This window comes from Streptosporangium sp. NBC_01469 (assembly GCF_036227305.1).
Lineage (GTDB): Bacteria > Actinomycetota > Actinomycetes > Streptosporangiales > Streptosporangiaceae > Streptosporangium.
Map to the genome: position 1 here is coordinate 2,152,509 of NZ_CP109465.1, position 22,946 is coordinate 2,175,454.

20 protein-coding genes and 1 pseudogene are annotated in these 22,946 nt (G+C 70.1%); 13 read left to right on the plus strand and 8 right to left on the minus strand.

The window, feature by feature from the left end:
* Nucleotides 1-56: 56 nt before the first annotated feature.
* Complete coding sequence (locus OG587_RS09715) at nt 57-737, minus strand: Crp/Fnr family transcriptional regulator (RefSeq protein ID WP_329088899.1); 681 nt, start codon at nt 735-737, stop codon at nt 57-59.
* Nucleotides 738-824: 87 nt separating this feature from the next.
* On the opposite strand from OG587_RS09715, the gene nth reads away from it, so the two are divergent.
* Both nth and OG587_RS09725 read left to right on the plus strand, forming a co-directional pair.
* A complete protein-coding gene (gene nth / locus OG587_RS09720) occupies nt 825-1,544 on the plus strand; it encodes an endonuclease III (RefSeq protein ID WP_329088900.1) in 720 nt (239 codons plus the stop codon).
* A 117-nt stretch (nt 1,545-1,661) separates the two neighbouring features.
* Nucleotides 1,662-2,306 (plus strand): NUDIX hydrolase, encoded by a 645-nt coding sequence (locus OG587_RS09725; RefSeq protein ID WP_329088901.1) that lies wholly within the window; start codon nt 1,662-1,664, stop codon nt 2,304-2,306.
* Here OG587_RS09725 and OG587_RS09730 read toward each other — a convergent pair.
* Nucleotides 2,256-2,807: a HEAT repeat domain-containing protein gene (locus tag OG587_RS09730; protein WP_329088903.1), complete on the minus strand. Its 552-nt coding sequence runs from the start codon at nt 2,805-2,807 to the stop codon at nt 2,256-2,258. The genes OG587_RS09725 and OG587_RS09730 overlap by 51 nt on opposite strands.
* Nucleotides 2,808-2,879: 72 nt before the next feature.
* On the opposite strand from OG587_RS09730, the gene OG587_RS09735 reads away from it, so the two are divergent.
* Nucleotides 2,880-4,079, plus strand: a complete 1,200-nt coding sequence (locus OG587_RS09735; protein ID WP_329088905.1) for a MarP family serine protease — start codon at nt 2,880-2,882, stop codon at nt 4,077-4,079.
* Nucleotides 4,080-4,369: 290 nt separating this feature from the next.
* Here the strand turns inward: OG587_RS09735 and OG587_RS09740 are convergent, their stop codons facing one another.
* From OG587_RS09740 to acs, 5 genes are all read right to left on the minus strand, one after another.
* Nucleotides 4,370-4,858, minus strand: coding sequence for a GNAT family N-acetyltransferase (locus OG587_RS09740; protein ID WP_329088908.1), 489 nt, complete (start codon nt 4,856-4,858; stop codon nt 4,370-4,372).
* 248 nt (nt 4,859-5,106) lie between these two features.
* A complete protein-coding gene (locus OG587_RS09745) occupies nt 5,107-5,547 on the minus strand; it encodes a DUF309 domain-containing protein (RefSeq protein ID WP_329088910.1) in 441 nt (146 codons plus the stop codon).
* Nucleotides 5,544-6,467: an alpha/beta fold hydrolase gene (locus tag OG587_RS09750; protein WP_329088912.1), complete on the minus strand. Its 924-nt coding sequence runs from the start codon at nt 6,465-6,467 to the stop codon at nt 5,544-5,546. Before OG587_RS09750 ends, OG587_RS09745 begins: the two co-directional genes overlap by 4 nt.
* Nucleotides 6,464-6,931: a phage holin family protein gene (locus tag OG587_RS09755; protein WP_329088914.1), complete on the minus strand. Its 468-nt coding sequence runs from the start codon at nt 6,929-6,931 to the stop codon at nt 6,464-6,466. Before OG587_RS09755 ends, OG587_RS09750 begins: the two co-directional genes overlap by 4 nt.
* A 911-nt stretch (nt 6,932-7,842) precedes the next feature.
* Nucleotides 7,843-9,828, minus strand: coding sequence for an acetate--CoA ligase (acs, locus tag OG587_RS09760; RefSeq protein ID WP_329088915.1), 1,986 nt, complete (start codon nt 9,826-9,828; stop codon nt 7,843-7,845).
* A 467-nt stretch (nt 9,829-10,295) separates the two neighbouring features.
* Between acs and OG587_RS09765 the strand changes: the two genes are divergently transcribed.
* From OG587_RS09765 to OG587_RS09800, 8 genes and pseudogenes are all read left to right on the plus strand, one after another.
* Nucleotides 10,296-11,087, plus strand: a complete 792-nt coding sequence (locus OG587_RS09765) for an oxidoreductase (RefSeq protein WP_329088916.1) — start codon at nt 10,296-10,298, stop codon at nt 11,085-11,087.
* Between the two features lie 1,596 nt (nt 11,088-12,683).
* Nucleotides 12,684-13,730: a septum site-determining protein Ssd gene (gene ssd / locus OG587_RS09770; RefSeq protein ID WP_329088918.1), complete on the plus strand. Its 1,047-nt coding sequence runs from the start codon at nt 12,684-12,686 to the stop codon at nt 13,728-13,730.
* Nucleotides 13,727-14,890 (plus strand): annotated as a pseudogene (locus tag OG587_RS09775) (TadA family conjugal transfer-associated ATPase); the annotation flags it as partial. The gene ssd and the pseudogene OG587_RS09775, both read left to right, overlap by 4 nt.
* Before the next feature lie 356 nt (nt 14,891-15,246).
* Nucleotides 15,247-15,951 (plus strand): type II secretion system F family protein, encoded by a 705-nt coding sequence (locus tag OG587_RS09780; protein WP_329088920.1) that lies wholly within the window; start codon nt 15,247-15,249, stop codon nt 15,949-15,951.
* Between the two features lie 447 nt (nt 15,952-16,398).
* On the plus strand, nt 16,399-17,073 hold the full coding sequence (locus OG587_RS09785; RefSeq protein ID WP_329088922.1) for a type II secretion system F family protein: 675 nt from the start codon (nt 16,399-16,401) through the stop codon (nt 17,071-17,073).
* Nucleotides 17,074-17,358: 285 nt separating this feature from the next.
* Entirely contained in the window at nt 17,359-17,595 is a 237-nt protein-coding gene (locus OG587_RS09790) for a DUF4244 domain-containing protein (protein ID WP_329088924.1), read from the plus strand.
* A 110-nt stretch (nt 17,596-17,705) separates the two neighbouring features.
* Nucleotides 17,706-18,038 carry a TadE family type IV pilus minor pilin gene (locus OG587_RS09795; RefSeq protein ID WP_329088926.1) on the plus strand — a complete coding sequence of 111 codons (333 nt, stop codon included), beginning with the start codon at nt 17,706-17,708 and terminating at the stop codon, nt 18,036-18,038.
* Nucleotides 18,039-18,375: 337 nt separating this feature from the next.
* The gene (locus OG587_RS09800) at nt 18,376-18,786 is read left to right on the plus strand and encodes an Rv3654c family TadE-like protein (protein ID WP_329088928.1); all 411 of its coding nucleotides are present in this window, start codon (nt 18,376-18,378) and stop codon (nt 18,784-18,786) included.
* 31 nt (nt 18,787-18,817) lie between these two features.
* On the opposite strand, the gene OG587_RS09805 is transcribed toward OG587_RS09800, so the two are convergent.
* Nucleotides 18,818-21,220, minus strand: coding sequence for a DEAD/DEAH box helicase (locus tag OG587_RS09805; protein ID WP_443075518.1), 2,403 nt, complete (start codon nt 21,218-21,220; stop codon nt 18,818-18,820).
* A gap of 254 nt (nt 21,221-21,474) precedes the next feature.
* Here OG587_RS09805 and OG587_RS09810 point away from each other — a divergent pair, with 254 nt between their 5' ends.
* Both OG587_RS09810 and OG587_RS09815 read left to right on the plus strand, forming a co-directional pair.
* On the plus strand, nt 21,475-21,825 hold the full coding sequence (locus OG587_RS09810; RefSeq protein WP_030916965.1) for an STAS domain-containing protein: 351 nt from the start codon (nt 21,475-21,477) through the stop codon (nt 21,823-21,825).
* Between the two features lie 2 nt (nt 21,826-21,827).
* Nucleotides 21,828-22,280, plus strand: coding sequence for an ATP-binding protein (locus OG587_RS09815; protein WP_329088933.1), 453 nt, complete (start codon nt 21,828-21,830; stop codon nt 22,278-22,280).
* Nucleotides 22,281-22,946: the final 666 nt, after the last annotated feature.

The following is a 22,946-nucleotide window of genomic DNA, read 5'->3' on the forward strand; positions in this document are numbered from 1 at the left end:
TCGGAACGGTCCTTTTCCGGGTGATCCGTCCTCCCGGGCCGGGACTCTCCCGGGGGTCAGCGCGAGCGGTTGTGCAGCCGCTCCAGGTCCATGATGACCACGGCCTTGGCCTCGATGCGCAGCCAGCCTCGCTGGGCGAAGTCGGCCAGCGCCTTGTTCACGGTCTCCCGCGAGGCGCCGACCAGCTGGGCCAGCTCCTCCTGGGTGAGGTCGTGGTGGACCCGCACGCCGTCGTCGATCCGCTGGCCGAAGCGCTCGGCCAGGTCGAGCAGGGCCTTGGCCACCCGGCCCGGCACGTCGGTGAAGACCAGGTCGGCCAGCACGTCGTTCGTACGGCGGAGGCGCTGGGCCAGGGCCCGCAGCAGATGGAGGGCGACCTCGGGGCGGCCGGTCAGCCAGGGCCGCAGGTCGTCGTGTCCGAGCCCGGCCAGGAGGACGTCGGTCAGCGCGGTGGCCGACGCCGTACGGGGACGGGGGTCGAACAGGGACAGTTCGCCGAACATCTCGCTCGGGCCCAGCACGCTGAGCAGGTTCTCCCGGCCGTCTGGCGAGGTGCGGGAGAGTTTGATCTTGCCTTCGAGCACCACGTAGAGGCGGTCTCCGGTCTCGTTCTCGCTGAAGAGGGTCTGTCCCTTGGACAGCTCCACCTCGGAGATGCTCGTGCGCAGCGCGGCGGCGCTCTCACGGTCGAGCGCGGCGAACAGAGGGGCCTTGCCCAGCACGTCGTCGGAGTTCACAGTGCCTCCTGTTTCACGGCTCACGCAGTCATTGTGACCCATCCCACCGTGCCGCTCTCCGGGGGGCCTTGAGCGTAGGCTGTCGGAGTGCTTCGCAACGTCAGCCCCGGTGGTGAATCCCAGCTTGCCCTGGTCCGTCGAGCTCGTCGAATGGACCGGATCCTGGCGGAGACCTATCCTGACGCCCACTGCGAGCTCGACTTCCGTGATCCTCTCGAATTGCTGGTCGCGACGATCTTGTCCGCCCAGTGCACGGACAAAAGGGTTAATACAGTCACTCCTACCCTTTTTGCAAAATATCCCACAGCGGAAGACTACGCCGGTGCCGACCGGGCCGAGATGGAGGGGATCATCCGGCCCACCGGTTTCTTCCGCGCCAAGACCACCAGCATCGTCGGCATGGCCCAGGCCCTGTGCGAGCGCCACGGCGGTGAGGTCCCCGGGAGGCTCAAGGATCTGGTGGCCCTGCCGGGAGTCGGCCGCAAAACGGCCAACGTCGTGCTCGGAAACGCCTTCGGGGTGCCCGGCATCACCGTCGACACCCACTTCCAGCGGCTCACCCACCGCTTCCGCTGGACCTCGGAGACCGATCCGGTGAAGATCGAGCAGGTCGTCGCCGGGCTCATCCCGAAGCGCGACTGGACGATGATGTCCCACCGCCTGATCTGGCACGGCCGCCGCGTCTGCCACGCCCGCAAACCGGCCTGCGGCGCCTGCCCGCTCGCCGCGCTCTGCCCCTCGTACGGAATCGGCCCCGTCGACCCGGTCCTGGCCGCCAAGCTGGTGCGTCCCGGCCCTTTCTCGTGATTTTCCCCTGACCGTCGCCGGATGGCCGCCCGGCCGGTGTCTCCCCGTCCCGCGGATCCGCGGGCGCCGGGAAGCCCGGGGCGGGACACCGTGTTGCAGAGAGCCGGAGGTGTGCCCGTGGAAGAGGTTCCCGGATGGTTGGAAACGCTGGCGGAGCGGGTCGCGGGAGCACCGGTGCCCCCGATGTTCCGCCCTCCGGCGTCCGGAGGGCGGGCGGCCGCGGTGCTCCTGCTCTTCGGCGAGGGGCCGCTCGGCCCGGACGTGCTGCTCATCCAGCGGAGCTCGCGCGGGCGCACGCACGCGGGACAGCCCGCGTTCCCCGGCGGCGGGGTGGACCCCGAGGACGACGGCCCGATCGCCGCCGCGCTGCGCGAGGCGGGCGAGGAGACCGGTCTGGATCCGGCGGGCGTCCGGGTGCTCGGGACCATGCCCGAGCTGTACGTGAGCCACAGCGACAACCGGGTGACCCCGGTGCTGGCCTGGTGGCACACGCCCTGCGTGGTGCACGCGGCCTCTCCCGACGAGGTGGAGTCGGTGGAGCGGGTCCCGATCCGCGAGCTCGTCGACCCGGTCAACCGGATCAGGCTGCGCCACCCGAGCGGTCACCTGGGACCGGCGTTCCGGGTGCGAGGGCTGCTGGTGTGGGGGTTCACCGCCGGAGTGCTCGACGGGGTACTCGGCGATTCGGGTTTCGAGCTTCCCTGGGACCGGTCACGGGTCGAGGACATCCCGCCCGACGTCCTCAACCTCGCGTCCCGTTGACAGGGCGAGGCCGAGGCGGGCCCAGTCGGCCACGTCCTCGTCGGGATCGAGGGTGAGCCGCCGCAGCGCGGCCAGGCCCGTCGGGTCGGGCGGGTTGCCCATGATGTTCGGCAGCGCGTAGGCGGCCCCGTACCTGATCCGGGGATCGTCGTGTTCGGCGAGGGCGATCACCGACGGCAGCGCGCGGCGGTCCCTGAGATGGCCGAAGGCGATCAGCACCGAGTAGAGCACCAGGCAGTCGTCCTCCCGGATGGACATGGCGCGGAGCACCGGCAGTGTCCGGTCGACGAAGCCGAGCCGTCCCAGAATGTCGACCCCGAGCATCCGCTCGGCGGTGGTCTTCCCCGAGCACAGCCTCCGTGCCGCGGTGAAGGTCTCCAGATCGCCGCGTTCCTGCAGCTGGGTGATCGCGCGCCAGCGAGCCGCGCCCTCCTGATCCTGTTCCCGCAGCGCGGTCTCGATGAGAGACTCCACCGCCGCCGCCCCTCCGATCATCGCCATCCGGCCACGATAACCGCAGAGACCTCACAGAAGGTGTGCACGCGCGGGGCGGCGGCTGGATACCGTAAGGGAGTGAGCGGTGATCTCCTCGATCTCATCCTGATCGCCCTGATGGTGGCCTTCGCGGTGTCGGGATACCGCCAGGGGTTCATCATCGGTGCCCTGAGCTTTGTCGGTTTTGTCGGTGGTGCGCTGCTGGGCATGTTCGTCGCCCCGCCCATCGCCGAAGCCGTGGTCGACGGCGAGACCGAGCGTGCCCTGCTCGCGATCGTCATCGTCTTCCTCGCCGCCACGATCGGGCAGTTCGCGTCGTCCACGATCGGCGCGGTGGTCCGCAGCCATGTCACCTGGGAGCCCGCCAAGGTCGTCGACGCGGTCGGCGGCACCTTCGCGAGCGCCTTCTCCGTGCTGATCGTCGCGTGGCTGATCGGCTCGCTGCTGGCCTCGTCGCAGTTCACCCTGATCAGCGAGCAGATCAACAGGTCCCTGCTGCTGAGCACGGTCGACCAGACGCTGCCCAGCGCGGCCAAGGAGCTGCAGGTGCCGTTCAAGAACCTCATCGACACCTCCGGCTTCCCCAAGGTGTTCGACGCCATAGGGGGCGGCCAGCTCGTCGACGTCTCGCCGCCCGACCAGAGCGTGGCGAAGGGCAACAGGCAGCTCACGCGGGCGCGCCGGGGCATCGTCAAGGTCCAGGGCGTCGCCACGAGCTGCCGCAAGCACATCGAGGGCACCGGGTTCGTCTACGCCCAGAACAAGATCATGACAAACGCGCACGTGGTCGCCGGGGTCAACCAGGGGCTGCAGGTCACCGACTACCTCAACAAGACCCACCCGGCCAAGGTCGTGCTCTACAACCCCGACCGCGACATCGCCATCCTCCACGTCACCGGGCTCAACATGCCGATCCTGCGCTTCGACGGCACCGCGGAGAAGGGCGACGACGCGATCGTCGCCGGATTCCCGCACGGCCACGGCTACACCATGAACGTGGCCCGCATCCGGGTGCAGCAGAAGGCCAAGGGCCTCAACATCTACGAGCGCAAGACCGTCGTCCGCGACGTGTACGCCATCCGCGGCCTGGTCCGCCAGGGCAACTCGGGCGGCCCGCTGCTCACCACCGACGGCAAGGTCTACGGTGTCGTCTTCGCCGCAGCCCTCGACCAGCAGGAGACCGGTTACGTGCTCACCGCCGCGGAGGTCGCGCCGGACGCCGAGGACGGCTCCAGGCTCCTCAACCAGGTCGACACCCAGGAGTGCGACCAGAACTAGGGCCTGTACGGGATCGGGGTCAGAGGGATTCGCCCGCGCGGTGGTCCGCGGCCTGGTGGGCCATCGCCGCGGTGCGTGGAGACCTCACCGACGAGGAATGGTCCGTGATCGATCCTCATCCGCCCCTGGGGGAGTGAGGCTCGATCCCGGGCCTGCGGCAGCGGTTCGACGCGGTGGTGCGGTGGTTTCGTACCGGCGGCCCATGGCGGGATCTGCCCGCCGCGTTCGGCCGCACCCGTTCAGGGGTGCGTGATGCCCGCGGTGCGTCTGGGCGCGTTCCGGGGAACCCGTCAAAGAGCGCGGTACATGATGTGCAGTCCGACGTAGCCCTTCACCGGGTGCCGGAAGCCCTCCGGCACGGTGCCGAGCACCTCGAATCCGAGCCGCCGGTACAACCGCACCGCTGTCTCGTTCGTCTCCACGACCGCGTTGAACTGCATCGAGCGGAAACCCGCCGCTCGGGCCCACTCGATTGTGTACTCGCACAGCGCGCGGCCCACACCGCGTCCGGAATGCGCTGGATCGACCATGTAGCTGGCGCTCGCGACGTGCGAGCCGTTGCCCATCTGGTTGTTGTTCATCTTCGCGGTGCCGAGGATCAGGCCGTCGTCGTCGACCGCGACGATCGTACGGTTCGGGGCGGACAGCAGCCACCAGCCGCGACCCGCCTCCTGGTCGAGAGCGAGAGGGTAGGTGAAGGTCTCACCAGCGGCGACGATCTCGTGAAAGAAAGGCCAGATGGCCGGCCAGTCGTCCACGCGGGCTTCCCTGATCAGCATCCGCTCAGTATGCCGAGACGGTCGCCGGGGGCGCGAACGCTTTCCCGGCGTCGGCGGCCCGCCCGCGCCGCCCGTGTTTCCGCCGCCGCCCCTCCACCGCCGTCCTGCGCCCGGTCTGGGGCGCGGTGCCCGGCGATCCGCCTGACGCTCCCGGCCCACGGACCGCCTGTGGAGCACCCGGGAACCGTCCGTGGACCGTCATCGGGGCCTTCTCCGTCGCGCGGCCGGGCCGGGACGAGGCGTGCGGGTCAGAGAAGGGCCTCGATCCTGGCGATGGCCACCTCGGCCGCCAGGTCGTCGAGCTCGTGGGCGATCCCGGCGATCCGCTCGTACGGCATGCCGTAGCCGCTGATCCGGTCGGCGCCCCGTGCGAACAGCGTCGCGGCCCCGCGCCGGTTGCCCCGCTGCAGATGGGTGAGGCCGACGCAGATCTGCGCCAGTCCCTGCCACAGCTCGCGCTCCTCCTCGGGAGAGGTCTTCCAGCGGCCCTCCAGCACCTCGTGGGCGTGGAACGGCCGCCCCTCGCCGAGCAGGCGGCGCGCCTCGGAGACGGCCTCCTCGGCGCTCGGCGCGTAGTCGTCGGGGATGCGTTCCACACCCTCGGCGCCGTGGGGCAGCGGACGCCCGAACGCGTCGCGGGGACGCTGGTTGCGCGGCCTCCCGTCGGGATCCCGGTCGCGCCCCTTCACCGGTCGGGCTCCGGGTCGGACAGCCAGGCGACGAGCTCGGCGTCGAACTCCTCGGGGCGCTCCTCGTGCGGGAAGTGCCCGGCGCCCTCGATCAGCCGCCACCGGTAGGGGGCGGCGACGTAGCGGCCGGAGCCCTGGGCGGTGCGCGGCAGGATGTGCCCGTCGAGCGCGCCGTGCAACTGCAGGGTCGGCGCGTTGATCTGGGTACGCATGGTCCTCGCGTAGCGCCATCCGTCCGGACGGATCTGGGAGCGGCCGAACCAGCGGTGATACTCCAGCGCGCAGTGCGAGACGTTGCGAATGCGGAACGCGTCGCGGTAGGTCTTCGCCACGTCCTCCTCAGGCCAGCCGGGACCCGACCACTGATCGAGCAGCCGCCCCACCTTGGCGCCGGAGTTGGCGGTCAGGCGCCGCTCGGGAAGCAGTGGCAGCTGGAAGCCCAGCGCGTAGCGGGCCGCCTTGAGCTGGCCGAAGGGCTCGGTGAACAGCGTGGTGCGGAGACGGCGGGGGTGCGGTGCCGAGACCGGGACCAGCCGCAGGACCGCCTTGGGATCCGTCACGGCCATGGTCCAGGCGAGCAGCCCGCCCCAGTCGTGGCCGACGACGATCGCACCGGTCTCACCCAGCGCCCGGATCAGCCCGGCCGCGTCGGCGGCCAGGGTGTGCAGGTCGTAGCCGCGCGGAGGCTTGTCGCTGGCCCCGTAGCCCCGCAGGTCGACGGCGACGGTGCGATAGCCGGCCGCCGGGAGCGAGACGAGCTGGTTGCGCCAGCTCCACCAGAACTGCGGGAACCCGTGGAGCAGCAGCACGAGAGGGCCCGTACCGGCCTCCACGACGTGGAAGCGGGTACCGCCGGCGTGGACGGAACGGTGGGTCCACGGGCCCTCGACCCCGACCAGGGACTCGTCGGGCCTGCTCACTGGCCCGGTCTCACCGGGTCGCGATGGCCACCCGTCTGACCGGCCGTGATCGGAGCCGCGTCGAGAGCGGGGTCGTGCTCGCCGCTCTTGATGGTCTTGAGCGAGCGCAGGGTCCGCTTCATCCCGGTCAGACCCTTGAGCCGCCGCATGCCGATGAAGACCAGCAGCCCGGCCACGAGCAGGTAGAACACGGTGACGATCAGGAAGGCGGCCCAGGTCCACAGGCCCGCGGCGACCAGGGCGTGGGCGATCGTGAAGGAGGCGAGGATCAGGCACAGGTGGGCCATGAACGCCGCGGCGCCGAAGAGCCCCGCCGCCACACCGACCCGTTTGGCGTCGAACCTGAACTCGGCCTTGGCCAGTTCGATCTCGGCGCGGACCAGGGTGGATATGTGGTCGCTGGCGGCGGCGACCAGCGCGCCCAGTGACTCCTCCTGTGGTTCCGCGGGCGGGATGTGTGTCATGGACGATCTCCTATCGAGGGCCTTTGTCGAACATCATGCTGCGCGCTGAGGCGGTCGCGCACGCACACCCGCAGCGGAACCGGCGCCGCGAGCATGCCGGTGGTCATCGCGTACGTGTCATCAAATACCTGCGTCGTCAAGACTTCAGACTTTAGTCCCGGGGAGGAAGAGAGGCGTGGGACTGCACCGGTTTGGTGAGGTCTCGGTTGTCCGGTGGTGAGAACCTGCACCACAGGTTCACCGCCGGGCGGGTGGTGGGTGAAGCCTGTGCGGGCCCGTTGGGCCCTTGATCGGGGCAGCGGCCGCCGGGGCGACTCCCGGCCCGCGAGGGAGGGAGTTCCCCGATTTCGGCGGCCTTCGGCCAGGAGGACGATGTCAACGGGCCGGAGCTACCCGGGCGGCGACCCGGTGAACGTCGCAGGACCTGTGGAAGTCGCAGGACCTGTGAACATCGCAGGACCTGTGAACATCGCAGGACCTGTGAACATCGCAGGACCTGTGGAAAGAGCCTCCTGAGCGGGAATCTCCGTCACCGAGGACATCGCGGGGACGCCCGCCGGGGACGTCGCTGGAGACATGGCCGGGAGCATCGCCGGAAGGCGTCCGGGAAGCATGCTCCGGAGACGTCCCGGAGACGTCGCCGAGGTGTCCGGAGACGCAGCCGGAAGCCGCCGGAGATCCTCCCTTCGGGAGAACCATGGGGTGAAGGACCCTTCGGGAGCTCACCGGAGCCGCACGTGAGTTCACGAGTTCACGGAGAGTCGCGTGTAGCTCAGGCGAGCTCACGGGAGCTCCCGTGAGGTTTTCACGAAGGGCTTTTTTCGCGAGGACCCGAAGTGCTCTGGGGCCTTGGGGGACCCGGCCGATTCGGGTGGGCCGCGTTTCCGGCCCACCCGGATGTCCCGGTCCGCTCAGTCTTCGCTCTTGGCGCTGGGCAGCTTCTCCGAGATGAGGTTCATCACCGTGCTGTCGGCCAGGGTGGTGACGTCGCCGACGCTGCGGTTCTCCGCCACGTCACGCAGGAGACGCCGCATGATCTTTCCGGAGCGGGTCTTGGGCAGCTCCGGGACCACGAGGATCTGGCGCGGCTTCGCGATCGGGCCCAGCGCCTTGGACACGTGGGCGCGCAGCTCGGCCGCGATGTCCGCGCCCTCCTCGGCGTTGCCGCGCAGGATCACGAACGACACGATGGCCTGCCCGGTCACCGGGTCGGTCGCGCCGACCACGGCCGCCTCGGCGACCTTCGGGTGGGAGACCAGCGCCGACTCGACCTCGGTGGTGGAGATGTTGTGCCCGGAGACGAGCATGACGTCGTCCACCCGGCCGAGCAGCCAGATGTCACCGTCCTGGTCCTTCTTGGCGCCGTCGCCCGCGAAGTACATGCCCTCGAAGCGAGACCAGTAGGTGTCGATGTAGCGCTGGTCGTCGCCCCAGATCGTGCGGAGCATCGACGGCCACGGGTCGCGGATCGCGAGGTAGCCGCCACCGCCGTTGCCCACGCTCCGGCCCTGGTCGTCGACCACGTCGGCGGTGATGCCCGGCAGCGGGCGCATGGCCGCGCCGGGCTTTCCCTCGGTGACGCCGGGCAGCGGACTGATCATGACGGCGCCGGTCTCGGTCTGCCACCAGGTGTCGACGACCGGGGTGCGGTTGCCGCCGATGTGCTCGCGGTACCAGACGTACGCCTCGGGGTTGATCGGCTCGCCGACGCTGCCCAGGATCCGCAGGGACGACAGGTCGTACTTGGCGGGGATGTCGTCACCCCACTTCATGAACGTACGGATGGCCGTCGGGGCCGTGTAGAGCAGCGTGACCCCGTACTTCTGCACGATCTCCCAGAACCGGCCGCGGTGCGGGGTGTCCGGGGTGCCCTCGTAGATGACGCTGGTCGCGCCGTTGGCCAGGGGGCCGTACACGATGTAGGAGTGGCCGGTCACCCAGCCGATGTCGGCGGTGCACCAGTAGACGTCGGTGTCGGGCTTGAGGTCGAACACCGCGTCGTGGGTGTAGGCGGCCTGGGTGAGGTAGCCGCCGGTGGTGTGCAGGATGCCCTTGGGCCTGCCGGTAGTCCCGCTGGTGTAGAGGATGTAGAGCGGGTCCTCGGCGCCGTTCGGCGGCGCCTCGTGGACGTCGGACTGCCGGTCCACGATGTCGTGCCACCAGACGTCCTTGTCGGTCTGGTCGACGTCCTGGCCGGTCCGCCTCACGACGAGGACGTGCTCGATGCCGGGGCACTCCTTGACCGCCTCGTCCACGGTCGGCTTGAGCGCGCTGGGCGCGCCACGGCGGTAGCCGCCGTCGGCGGTGACCACGAGTTTGGCGTCCGCGTCCAGGATCCGGCCGCTGAGCGCGGTCGCGGAGAACCCGCCGAACACCACCGAGTGGATCGCTCCGATGCGGGCGCAGGCCAGCATCGTGATCGGCAGCTCGGGGATCATCGGCATGTAGATCGCGACCCGGTCGCCCTTGCCGACGCCCAGCTCCTGGAGCGCGTTGGCGGCCTTGGAGACCTCGCGCAGCAGGTCGGCGTAGGTCAGCGTGCGGCTGTCGCCCTCGGGCTCGCCCTCCCAGTGGTAGGCGACCTTGTCGCCGCGGCCCGCCTCCACGTGGCGGTCGACGCAGTTGTAGGCGATGTTGAGCTCGCCGCCGACGAACCACTTGGCGAAGGGCGGGTTCCACTCAAGGGTGGTGTCCCAGCGCTTCGACCAGGCCAGGCGGTCGGCCTGCTTCTCCCAGAAGGCGAGGCGGTCCCGCTCGGCCTCCACGTAGGCGTCGGCGGTCACGTTCGCGGCCGCGGCCAGGTCGGCAGGAGGTGCGAACCGCCGGGTCTCGTGCAGCAGGTTCGACAGCGTCTCCTGGGTCTCACGCGACTCGGAACCAGGGTTCTCCGGGGCCACTACGCACTCCTCACGTACTGCTATCGACTGGTCGTGTCCCACTTCACCAGGCCACCCGTGTCCGCCACAAGAGGTCTAGACAGGTCTGTACCAATCGGTGATGGGAGACCATATGCATTCAAAACGCCTTGCTTCTGGGGAGAATCACCCTCGAAACGTTGCGTTTTCGACACCGTAGGAATGTAGACGGCGTTATTCAACGTGCATTAGCGGGATGGTGCGCCGGGCGGTGTCATGCGCTCGGTGAACGGTTCGCCCGCTGTTTCCGGGGGTGACTCCCGGGAGCCTCCCGAAGGGGGTTCCCTGATCCGAGGTCCCCGAGGTCCCCGAGGTCCCCGAGGCCTTCAGGGGCGGCTTCCTGGAGGAGGGCTCCTCGAAGGAGGGCCTCCCGGAGGGCCGGAGGTGCGACAGAGGTGCCCGTGGTCTGGCCGAAGTCTCGTCCGGCGGTCCCGATAGGGTCGGGCAGCGTGAGCGACCCATTGGCTGTCATCGCGGGAATGCCCGGAGTGTCCGAGGCGGTCACCGACGCGCGCAAGGCCGTCGACCGGCTCTACGGGCACCGCGTGCTGCGGCGTAAGAGTCCGGAGGTGTCGGCCAGATCCGCGCTGCGCGGTGCCCGCGCGTCAGCCGCCCTGGAGGGCGTGGACGTGCCCCTCGACGTCATCCCCGAGGTCACCGACCCCGTGGTGCAGGGCGCGCTGCGTGTCTCGGCCGAGCTGGGGCGGCTCGGCGCGACCTGGCGTGCGGCGCCCCGCCAGGTGCTGGCCAGGCTGCACACGCTCGCCGCCTCGGGGCTCACCGGGGACGGCGGAGGCGCGGGAGACCTCGGCCGCCCCAGGACAACCGCCGGGGCGCCCGACCCGCTCGGCCTGGGACCCGCCCCCGGGCCGCAGGAGGCGGTGGCACGGGTGGACGGGCTGGTCCAGCTGGTGACGGCCTCCTCGAAGGCCCCGGCGCTGGTGCTCGCCGCCGTCGTACACGCGGAACTGGCCGTGCTGCGCCCGTTCGGGACGGCGGACGGGGTGGTCGCACGGGCGGCGGAGCGGCTGACGCTGGTGGAGTTCGGCCTGGACCCGAAGTCGCTGGTGGCCGTCGAGGTGGGCCATCTCGAACTCGGCCCCGCCTACGGGGAGGGGCTGCGGTCATATCTGAGCGGCACCCCCGAAGGCGTCGCCGCGTGGGTGCGGCACTGCGCGTCGGCGGTCACGCTGGGCGTACGCGAGGCCACGGCGATCTGCGAGGCCATGCAGCGCGGCTGACCCCGGGCGGGTCACACGCTCGTCCTGGAGGCGGGTCACCGCTCGTCCGGGAGGGCGGTGACCGATCGCGCCGGTTGGCGGGTGGTCGGCGGGTGGTCGGCGGCCGGTCTGGGTGGGCCTCAGTGAGGCCTGACAGATCTCGGATGCCGGGTTTCGGATGTCGGCCGGAACGTGCCGACATGACGGGGGTGCCGGCCGTGACGGTGGCCGATCGCGCTGGTCCAAGGTGGCCGATCGCATGGCGGCCGGCTGCCCGGTGGCGGATCACCAAGAGGACGCCTGCCCGCGTGCTCGCTTGCCCGCGTCCTCGACCCGCCGGGGTATCCGCTTGACCGCGCCTCGGCCCGCCCGCCTACCTGCTCGTTCGTGCCTGCTCGTTCGTGTCGCTGAGCGACGACCGGCCGCACGTCTGACTACTGAACGTCACTGATTACGGACATCCCGAGAGGTCGTCCTTACGTACCGACGGCGCCCCTGGTGTGGGGCGCCGCCGCCGACGCGTCCTGACCGAGTTACCAAGCGTGCACCTGATAATCGCTGGAGCGGGACAAGCCCACTCCAGCGCGCCTCCCGCGGCTGACGGCGCGTGGGTACTCGGCGGCCGTGCCCGGACAAGTGGTCCGTAAAACCTTTGTACGTCCGATCCGTGCTGATGGGAACCCCTGGGAGCAAGACCTTTACGGATCAGGGGGCATTAATGGACGAATCCTCTCTTATGCCGTTTTGTGCCTTGGGAGACCCGGTCGGTGTGGCGTCCGGCGGGCGGCGCGGCACCTCGGTGATGATCACTGAGCGTCACCGTCGTTCGCCCGTGTGTGGAGCGCGTCTTGGCGGGGTCGCATCGGGAGACTGGACCGTTACATTAAAAAAACTAGTGGAAATCAAGGATTACTCCTCGACGAAACTTGAGTTGATCGGGCAGCATGAGGTGGTATCTCCCCAAACCGGAGTAACTGCGCATGGGTTGCAACGCAATCCTCCCGCCACGCTCCGGCTGACTGTTGAAGGCTTTCTTCTGAAACGGGACCGGCTCTACCCCCCCAGAGCCGGACCGGTTGGCGACCCCCGCTCTCCCCCCCCGGCGGGGGTCGCCCCTTTTTCAGCCGTCCTCTGCCCGGGGCCGGCACGTCTTCCCGGTCTCCTGCCCGGCGCGGAGGTCTCCCTGATACGGCCCTTCGGCGGTACGTCACCTTCGGGGCCGCGGATCCTCGGCGACGGGGCTCCCTCGGAGGACCTCCTGGTGACAGGACGCCCATCGGCCGTGAGCATGTATGGCAAGGCTCCGGTGCGTTCAGCGCCCTCGGCCTGCGCACGACCCTCGCTTCGCGCCTGATTTCCCGGCCTGATCCAGCCGGATCAGGCCTGATCCGGCCTGATTGGGTCTCGGCTTGGGCTTCGGCTTGGGTCTCGTCCGCGTTTGTCCGGCTCCTCCCGTGCCGGCGGACCCCGCGTACGGAGCCGTACGCGGATGTCCCGGCCGCTGGTTTTCCACAGGCCGGGCCGTCGGTGGCTGGTTGTCCACAGTGCGGCGTTCGGTTTCCCGGGGAGGGGCGGTCGTCACGGAAAGTGGGGTCCCCGCACCCCAGGGAGGCATCCGTGGACCGCCCGTTGGTCATCACCGAAGACCACGATCTGCTCGACGACCTGCTCCGTATCGCCGCCGCGGCCGGAGCCGAGCTCGATGTCGCCCACGTGCCCGCGCACGCCCGGCCCTACTGGAACCGCGCCCCGCTGGTCGTCGTCGGGGGCGACGTGGCCGACGCCCTGGCCGCGACCGGCCCGCCACCTCGCTCCCGTGTCTTCCTGGCCACCCACACCTCCGAGGATCCCGACACATGGCGCAAGTGCGTGGCGGTCGGAGCCCAGGGCGTGCTGGAATTGCCCGCTGCGGAGCGACAGCTGGTCGACGAGTTCGCCGACGCCGTCGAGCCACCCGCGAGATCCGGATCCGTGGTGTGTGTCGCGGGCGGCCGGGGAGGAGCGGGAGCCAGCGTCCTGGCCGGTTCGCTGGCGCTGGCCGCGTCCCGGCGGCGCATCCGCACCCTGCTCGTCGACGCCGACCCGCTCGGCGGAGGTCTGGACCTCCTGCTCGGCCAGGAGGAGTCCGACGGAGCGCGCTGGTCCGACCTGGTCGCCCGTGAGGGCAGGGTCAGTTACACCGCGCTCCAGGCGGCCCTGCCGACCTTCGCCGGGCTGACGTTGCTCTCCTTCCATCGGGGCGAGGTCGGTCCGATCCCGGCCGAGGCGATGCGCTCGGTCCTCGAGGCGGGCCGCAGAGGCTTCGACCTGGTGGTCGTCGACCTGCCGCGCCACCTCGACCAGGCGGCGGTGGAGGCGCTCGGACGAGCCGCCACGACCCTTCTGGTCGTCACCGCCGACGTGCGTGGCGTGCTCGCCGCGGACCAGGTGCTCGCCGGGCTGCGCGGGCACACGGGTGAGGTGCGGGCCGTCGTGCGCAGCGGGGTCCTGAACGACGACGTGGTGGCGACCTCACTCGGCATTCCGTACGGCGGCAGCCTCCCCGACCAGCCTCGTCTCGCCGCCGCACTCGACCGGGGGGATGTTCCCCCAATCGGCCGCCGCACCTCTCTCGGACGGTTCTGCGCCGCGTTTCTGCACGAGCTGTTCGGAGCGGACGCGTGAAGCGGGCCGAGAGCGCCGCGACGGTCCCGCCGGAGTTGGTGGAGGCGGTCCGCGTACGGCTGGCCCGGACGGGCGTCGAGCCCAGTGCCGCGCACGTCGCGGTCGCGCTACGGGCCGAGCGGGCGATGCTCGGCGACGCGGAGATCCTGGCGGTGGCCCGGGTCCTGTGCGCCGATCTCATCGGGGCGGGTCCGCTGGAGCCGTTGCTGGCCGAGGCCGAGGTCACCGACGTGCTGGTGAACGGCCCGCGCGAGGTGTGGGTCGACGACGGCGGTGGGCTGCGCCTGACCTCGGTCGTCTTCCCAGGCGAAGACGCTCTCCGGCGGCTGGCGCAGCGTCTCGCCTCCGCGGCGGGCAGGCGCCTCGACGACGCGTGCCCGTACGTCGACGCCCGCCTCGCCGGAGGCGTCCGGCTCCACGCCGTCCTTCCGCCCGTGGCGCCCAACGGCACCTGCCTTTCCCTGCGGCTTCCGCCCAGACGCACCTTCACCCTTCCCGACCTGGTCGAAGCGGGCGCGATCAGGGCCGACAGCGTCGCCGTTCTCACCGCGGTGATCGAGTCGAGGCTCGCCTTCCTGGTCACGGGCGGCACGGGTACGGGTAAGACGACCATGCTCTCCGCCCTGCTCTCCCTGGCCCACCCCGGTGAGAGGTTGCTGCTGGTCGAAGACTCCGCGGAGCTGAGACCGCTGCACCCTCATGTCGTCCGCCTGGAGTCGCGCCCGGCCAACCTCGAGGGCGCGGGTGGTGTCGGCCTGCGCGACCTCGTCCGCCAGGCCCTGCGGATGCGCCCCGACCGGCTTGTCGTCGGAGAGGTCCGAGGAGCCGAGGTAGTTGATCTTCTCAGTGCCTTGAACACCGGTCACGAAGGAGGTTGTGGCACCCTGCACGCCAACACCGCGACCGATGTGCCACCCCGCCTGGAAGCGCTGGGGTGCGCGGCGGGTCTCAGCCGGGAGGCGGTCCACAGCCAGATCGCCGCCGCCCTGGACGTTGTCGTCCACCTGGCCCGCGACCGCGCCGACGGCCGTCGCCGGGTCGCCGAGATCTGCATGATGGTCCGCCGCCCTTCGGGGCTGGTCGAGGCCGAATCGGCCCTCACCTTCGCCCCGGACGGCCAGGTGACCCCCGGCCCCGGCCTGCCCGCCCTCGCGGCCCGAGCGCCCGGCGTGCACGCCTCGCCGACCCCTCGCCGCGGGCATCACGTCTCCTCCCGTCTGCCGCAGTCGTACGAGTTCCCCGAAGCATCCCGGGCCAGAGTCTCTTCAACCGGAGCTCCTTCCTCCTTCAGGGGCATCCCCTACCGAAATGCCGCCTCCTCGTCTTTCAGCGGCCCACCCCCGGATATCCGGGATCCTTCACGTCATCCTCCACGTCCGCGAGAGTTTCCTCCCGGCGTCGCGGATCCATTTCCGGCGATGTCCACGTCTCATCACCGCCGGGAGCCTCGACCGGACGTCACGGGTCGTCCGGGCTTCGACGAGCCGATGCCGCGGCCGATGTCACGGCCGGTTCCATGATGGCGACCGCCCTGGTTCTCGCCGCTCTGGCGGCGTGGCTGTGGGCGGGAGCGGACCCCGGCACCGCCCGCCTGCGCCGGATGAGGTGTGGCCGTCCGGTCGCGCCGGTTTCTCTCCGCGAGAGGTTCACCGTCCGGGCACGACCTTCCAAGCGTGCGGACGCCTGGCGGATCGCGTCGATCGAGCTGTGCCAGGGGCTCGCCGCCGAGCTGGCGGCGGGGCGGACGGCGGGCGAGGCGCTGGCGCGGGCCGTGGGGGCGGCGGGGTTTCCCGATCCCGTGGCCCTGCGCCCGCTGGTCGCGGCCGCGAGAGACGGAGGCGACGTCCCCGCCGCTCTGCTGGCCGTGGCACCCGAACACGGAGGTGAGGCGTTCCGGGGGCTGGCCGCCTGCTGGCAGGCGAGCATGACCGCCGGGGCAGGCCTGGCCGTTCTCGTCGATCGTGTCGCCGGTTCCCTGCGAGAGACCCAGTCGCATCGTCACGACGTCGCCGCCCAGCTCGCCGGTCCCCGCGCCACGGCCCGGTTGCTGGCGGGTCTACCCGTTCTCGGTCTGCTGATGGCGGCCGGTCTCGGTATGCGCCCGCTGCACTTCCTGTTCGGCAGCCCGGCGGGTGTCGGCTGCCTGGTCGTCGGCCTCGCGCTCGACGCCTGCGGGCTGTGGTGGACCCACCGTCTGGTCACTCGTGCCCAGCGGGTCTGACGTCCCCGCGCGGCCAGGAAGTGAAGAGGAGAGACAATGATCATCTTGTTGCTGGCCGTGGTGCTCGCCGGAATCGCCGGTCGGCTGTGGAGCACTCCGAGAGGACCCATCGACCGGCTCCACAGTGTGCGGCGCTCACCCCATTCGGCCGGGCTCCCGGGAATGTGGCAGGAGGCCGAAGCACCCGTGTTCTCCCCGTCTACGGGGACGGCTCGTGATCTCTCCCCGCAGTCCTCCTCGCGAACGATTCGCGGTGCGCCACCGCGAACGGCTCGTGATGTGTCGGTGCGAACGATTCGTGGTGCGCCACCGCGAATCGTTCGCGACGCGTCGGTGCGAATGGCTCGCGACGCGTTCGCGGGCACGGCTCGCGACGCGTCGGCGGGTGTGGCTCGAGATACGTCCGCAAGCACGGTTCGCGACGCGTCTGAGAGGGGGGCCCACGATGTGTTCGACAGGAAGGCCCACGATGCGTCCGTAAGGAGGGCTCGCGAGCCGAAGGAGCCGAAGGAGAGGCGACGGCCGGGCCGGGGCGAGCTCGCGACCGCCCTCGCCCCCGGACTGGCGGCATTCCTGGCCGTGGGCGGCTTACCGGGGGCGGTCGCGGGTATCGCCGGTTTCTGGATCACGCTGGTGATCCTGCGAAGGCGGGAACCATCCGAAATACGCGAGGAACGCCGGCGGGTGACGGCGGATCTGCCGCTGGCGGCCGACCTCATGGTCGCCTGCCTGCGCGTCGGCCAGCCGGTCACCGGAGCCATCGACGTCACGGTGGAGGCGATCGGCGGGCCGCTGGGCGAGAGGCTGGCCTGGGTGAGCGGCCAGTTGAGGCTCGGAGCCGCTCCGGAGAGCGCCTGGCAGGCTCTGGCCTCCGAGCGCTCGCTCGCGCCTCTGGCTCGGGCCATGAGCCGGGCGGCGCTGAGCGGTGCACCGGTGGCCGATGTCCTCGCGAGGCTGTCCGACGATTCCCGCCGCGCCGCTCGTGCCGCGTCGTCGGCGGCCGCCCAGCGGGTCGGGGTCCAGGTCGTCGCTCCCCTGGGGCTGTGTTTCCTGCCCGCCTTCGTCTTTCTCGGGATCATCCCTGTCGTGGCCGGTCTCGCAGGTGAGGTGTTGCTTCCCTAGGTTATCCACAGGTTTTTCCCCGCCGAAACGGGATTATCCACAGAAAAGTGGCGATCCCTGTGGATAGACCTCTGGAAATTTCCCCATCTAGAGCCTGAAACGGCTCCCTTTCGCCATAGGGAGCCGTTTCAGGCTTTCCATCGCCATTCTCTGCTTCCAGGCTGTGGATAACCCGAAGGTTTTCCCCAGAATGCTGTTCGGGTCAGCGGCACCCGGGGCGTATGGAGAACTCTGGCGTGACCGATGCCGGGCGGTGGGTCCGGTGGAGATCTCCAGGAGGAGCGGATGGCTCGAACGAGTGCTGTTCACGCGCGGCGCGACTGGTCACGGTGGCCGCGTGCCCGATGGGCGCTGCTGACCACCGGCGCGCACCGTGACCGAGGCATGTCCACCGCCGAGTACGCGGTCGGAACGATCGCCGCCTGTGCTTTCGCCGCCCTCCTCTTCAAGGTGGTGACGAGTTCCGACGTTCAACAGATGATCACAGCTCTGATCAATCGGGCGCTCACCGTGGCCGGATGATCCTCCCGGCGTCGGTGACCTCTGCCCTCCGCTCTGACTCCCGTCAGTTCGGCCTCCGTTTCCGCTGTTCCGGCTTCCGTCAGTCCGGCTCCCGCAGGTCCAGAGGGTCGGTGACGGCGGAGACGGCCGCGGCGCTGCCCGCCCTCATGGTCGTTCTGGGAGCCGGGCTGTGGGCCGTGGCGGCGGTCGAGGCGCAGCTGGAGTGTGTGGACGCCGCGCGGGCCGGGGCACGGGCCGCCTCCCGCGGCGAATCGCTTGAGCGGGTTCGAGGCGGTGTCCTGTCCGTGGCTCCGGCGGGCGCCGTGGTCGCGGTGACCCGGAGTGCGGAGACGGCAAGGGTGGAGGTGTCCGTGAACGTCAGACCTCGCTGGGGTGCATCACTCCCGGGCGTCACCGTTCACGCGACCGCGGTGTCCATCACCGAGCCGGGGTTGGAGCGGTAGGGCCATGGCCAGTGACCGGGCTCGCAGGGGCTACAACCGCAGTCGTCATGGCGGCTACCGGCCGCGCCCGTGGCGGCGCGAGTCATGCGCCAACCAGGAGACGCGGGAAACCAGGCCCGGGGGACGAGGCAAGGCCAGGGGGCGAGCGGAAAACCAGGCCGGCGGACGGAGCCAGGCCAGGAGACGAGGGGAGAAGGCGGCTGTGGCACAGCGGGAAGTCGGTACGAATACGAGTACGGACATGAGTGGAGAGGCCGATACGGATGCGAGGAGTGAGGTGGGGGCGGGCACGGATGTGAGGAGGGAGGGCGGCACGGGCACGGACGCGAGGAGTGAGGTGGGGGCGGGCACGGATGCGAGGAGTGAGGGCGGCACGGGCAGGGCGAACGCGCAGCGGGGGTCGGCGACGATCTGGACGGTCGGGCTCATGGCGCTGGTCTTCGCGGTCGCGGTGGCGGTCGTGTTCGCGGGCATGGCCAGGGTCGCGCGCCACCGGGCGCAGAGTGCCGCCGACCTGAGCGCGCTCGCCGCCGCCAAGCTGGCCTTCGCGGATCCGGGCCGAAGCTGTCTGAGGGCCTCCTCGCTCGCCGTGGACAACGAGGCCAGGGTCACCCGCTGTTCTCTGAGTGATGGCGGCATCGCGGACATCGAGGTGGCCATGGAGATCTCGCTTCCCCTGAAGGGGCCGGTGGCGGTCACCTCCAGGGCACGTGCGGGACCTGTTCACATCGCTGATCCCGGCCCTTGACGACGGGCTGACGAAAGCAGCCGGGAAGGGCTCATCCGCCGTCCGTCACTCCGGTGGCCCTCCCGGCTGTCACGTCCGCGGTGTCCGTGGTGTCCGCGGTGTCCGCGGTGTCCGTGGTGTCTGCGGGGAGCAGGGGCGCGTCCATGGTGTTTTGAGAGAGCAGGTCCGCGTCCGCAGTGTCCGCAGTGTCCGTGGTGTCTGGGGAGAGCAGAACGGCGAGAAGCCGGAGGGCTCCGGCTTTGTCGAGGGGTTCGTTGCCGTTGCCGCACTTGGGAGACTGGATGCACGACGGGCAGCCGCGTTCGCACTCGCAGGAGGCGATGGCCTCGCGGGTGGCCGTGAGCCAGTCGCGCGCTCGGGCGTAACCACGTTCGGCGAAACCGGCGCCCCCCTCGTGGCCGTCGTAGACGAAGACGGTGAGCAGCCCGGTGTCGGGGTGGAGTTCGGTGGAGACACCCCCGATGTCCCAGCGGTCGCAGGTCGCGAAGAGCGGCAGCAGGCCGATGGAGGCGTGTTCGGCCGCGTGCGCGGCGCCGCCGAGGTCCAGGCCCTCCTCGGCCAGGGGGATGATCGCCGAGATGGGCAGCGTCCACCAGACGGCGCGGGTCCGCAGCGTGCGCGGGGGCAGGTCGAGGGGCTCGTCCCCCATGAGCTCGCCGCTCTGGGCCCGGCGCTTGAGATAGGCCACGACCTGGCTCGTCACCTCGACCGCGCCGAAATGGAGCTCTCCCTGCCCGAGGGGGTGCGAGCGAAGGGACTCGATGACGGAGATGTCGGTGACATCCCTGGCGAAGGTCGTGTAGTCGGGAGTCCCGGCCTCGACCAGCGCGACCCCCGCCTCCAGGTCGAGCTCGGCCACCAGGAACGTCTCCCCCTGGTGCACGTAGACGGCGCCGGTGTGCACGGCCGAGTGCGCCGAGGGTTCGTCCACGGTGCCGAGCAGCCGCCCGGTGGACATCTCGACGACCTGGACGGGCGCGGCGCCCGCCCCCCGGATGTCGGCGAGGTCGGTGGCGCGTCCCCGGCTGGTCCAGAACCAGCCTGCGGCGCGTTCCCTGAGCAGGCCGTCCCCGACCAGATCCGCGAGCACCTCCTTGGTGGTCGGGCCGAAGATGTCCAGCTCGTCGTGGGTGAGCGGGATCTCGGCCGCCGCCGCGCACAGGTGGGGCCCCAGCACGTACGGGTTGCCGGGGTCGAGCACGATCGTCTCCACGGGACGGCCGAACAGGGCTTCCGGGTGGTGGACGAGGTAGGTGTCCAGGGGGTCGTCCCTGGCGATCAGCACCGCCAGCGCGTCCTGGCCGTCCCGCCCGGCCCGCCCGGCCTGCTGCCAGAGGGAGGCGCGGGTTCCCGGCCATCCCGCGATGAGCACGGCGTCCAGTCCGGAGACGTCGACCCCGAGTTCCAGCGCGTTGGTCGTCGCCAGGCCGAGCAGTTCGCCGGAGCGCAGGGCCCTTTCCAGGCTCCTGCGATCTTCGGCCAGGTATCCCGCCCGGTAGGCCGCCACCTTGCCGGGCAGGTCCGCGGGCGCCTCCCCGTCGGCGACGAGGTCCTGGAGCTTGGCCCGCGTGGTGAGGGCCACAGTCTCGGCGGCCCTGCGGGAGCGGACAAAGGCCAGGGTCCGCACGTCGGAGGCGACGAGGTCGGCCAGGAGGTCCGCGCTCTCGGCGGTCGCGGGCCGACGGACAGGGGCGCCGCCCTCGCCGCGCAGATCGGTCAGGGGTGGCTCCCACAGCGCGAAGGTGGTCGCGCCCCGGGGCGAGGTGTCCGTGGTCACCTCGGCCATCTGGAGGCCCGTCAGGCGCCTCGCGAAGATCCCCGGCTCGTTGGCCGTCGCGGAGGAGAGCAGAAACGTCGGGCGGGAGCCGTAGCGCGCGCAGATCCGGCGCAGGCGGCGCAGGATCTGCGCGACGTGGGAGCCGAACACGCCCCGGTAGCCGTGGCACTCGTCCACGACGACCATCCGGAGCCGCCGCCAGAAGAGCGACCACTGGGCGTGACGGGGCAGCAGGCCGCGGTGGAGCATGTCCGGGTTGGTGAGGACGTAGTTGGCGTGCTTGCGCACCCAGGCCCTCTCCTCGAAGGAGGTGTCGCCGTCGTAGGTGGCGGCCCGGAGCCCGGGAGGGTCGAGCTCGCGCAGCGCGCGGAGTTGGTCGGCGGCCAGAGCCTTGCTGGGCGACAGGTAGAGGATCGTGCCGCCGTCGAGTATCGAGGAGAGCGCCGGGACCAGGTAGGAGAGGGACTTGCCCGACGCGGTCCCTGTGGAGATGATCACGTTTTGGCCACGGTGGACCAGGTCCGCGGCCTCGGCCTGATGTGGCCACAGGCCGGAAATACCGTGGTTCGCCCAGCGCGTAACCAGCCGCTGGTCGACCCAGTCGGGCCATCGGGTCTCACCGGCCTGACATGCGGGAACGTGCTCCACGTGGGTCACACGCTCCCGACGTGCGGGAACGTCGAGGAGGCGGCTGAGGGCGGTGCCCGCTCTGAGGGGCGAGGATGAGGGCGGGGTCACTGGTTTCCAGTCTCACATCTGTGGGCAGAGTCGCCGGGAATCGTGATTTCGTATAGACACTGAGCGTACGCATGGTTGAATGCCGCGCGTCGGGGCTTGTCGTCCGGGGGTCATCCGGTCCCAGGAAGGCATGCTCGAATCGGTACTTTCGCAGGCAAGGCGCTGGAGGATCTGTGGATCTGAAGTTGGACCACCATTCCGAGGACCGTCTCACCATCGTTGAGGTCGAGGGTGAGATCGATGTCTACACCGCGCCCAGATTGCGTGAGCTCCTGATCGACCTGGTCAACAAGGGGAATTTCCACCTGCTCGTCAACATGGAGAAGGTCGACTTCCTTGACTCCACGGGCCTTGGTGTCCTGGTCGGCGGGCTCAAGCGAGTTAGGGCGCACGATGGCTCACTGGAGCTTGTCTGCACCCAGGAGCGCATCTTGAAGATTTTCCGGATCACCGGACTGACAAAGGTCTTCGGGATCTACGCCTCGGTCGACGAGGCCAAGGAAGCTCACGGTCGAGACAAGTAGTCGTGGCTACCGTCGAGCTGACGTTCAGCGCTCTCCCCGCGCATGTGCGGACGGCACGCCTGGTCGCCACGGCCATCGCCAGGCGCACCGGCGTGCAGGAGTCGCTGCTGGACGAGGTAAGGCTCGCTGTCGGTGAGGCATGCTCACGGGCCGTGGAGGCACATCGCCTCCACTGTCCGGGGGAGCCGATCCGGATCGAGCTACGTGATGACTTGGGGCGTTTCGAGGTGACAGTCACCGACTCCGCCCCCAGCGATAGTGACGAGCTGGAGCATGATCGCGCCCTTCTGGGGTTCGACGATCCGTTCGGGCAGCTTCCCGATGACCTGATGGCCGGTTTCGGCATCGCGGTCATCGCGGGGCTGGCCGACGACGTTCAGGTCTACCCGAGCCAGAAGGGCATGTGCATTCGCATGAGCTGGCCGGCGGCGACGAACGGAATGTCTCCGGTCTGACAAAGAAGACTTCGGCGGCCGGGCGTGTCCATGTGGACGCGCCCGGCTGTTCGTTGGGGAGGGTACGCGGCCGGTGAGTCACGCGGACATGCCCGGTTGTTCGTCGGGAAGCGGGGAGGACGGGCGTCGCCCGGTGGGAGGGGCGCCGGTGCGGTTGGGGAGGGCGAACGGCCGCCTGACCGGACGCCTGTGACGTCCACATGGACATGCCCGGTTGTTCGCCGGGAGGACAGCCTGTCGCCTGGCCGGAGGGCCGTCTGCGGTTCGGTCGGGGAGGGCTGGTCGTCGTCCGGTCGAAGGGGCGCCGATGGCGTTCACGTGGACGCGTTCGGAGGGGTGGCCGTCAGCCGGATGATCTTCCGTGGCGCGCCCGGTCGTTCCCCGAGGGGATCTCAATTTCGGTCAAAACTTAATTTGGATGTTTCTTGCCTGAAACTGGGGAGAAACAGGGGTCGAGGGACAGGTGTGACGGGTGAAATGACCTCATAAGCAGGTCGGGCGCCGAGAGGCACCGGTCGTGCCGTCAATTGGACCTGGGCAGAGACTTCATATCCGCGTCGTCGCTGCGTAGACTCCCGGAACCGGCCAAGGTTTATCCTTCGGAGCGGCCCGCACGCGAGCCGCACTCCGTGGGGGTCTGCAACTGGAAGCGGCACTGCCAACCAT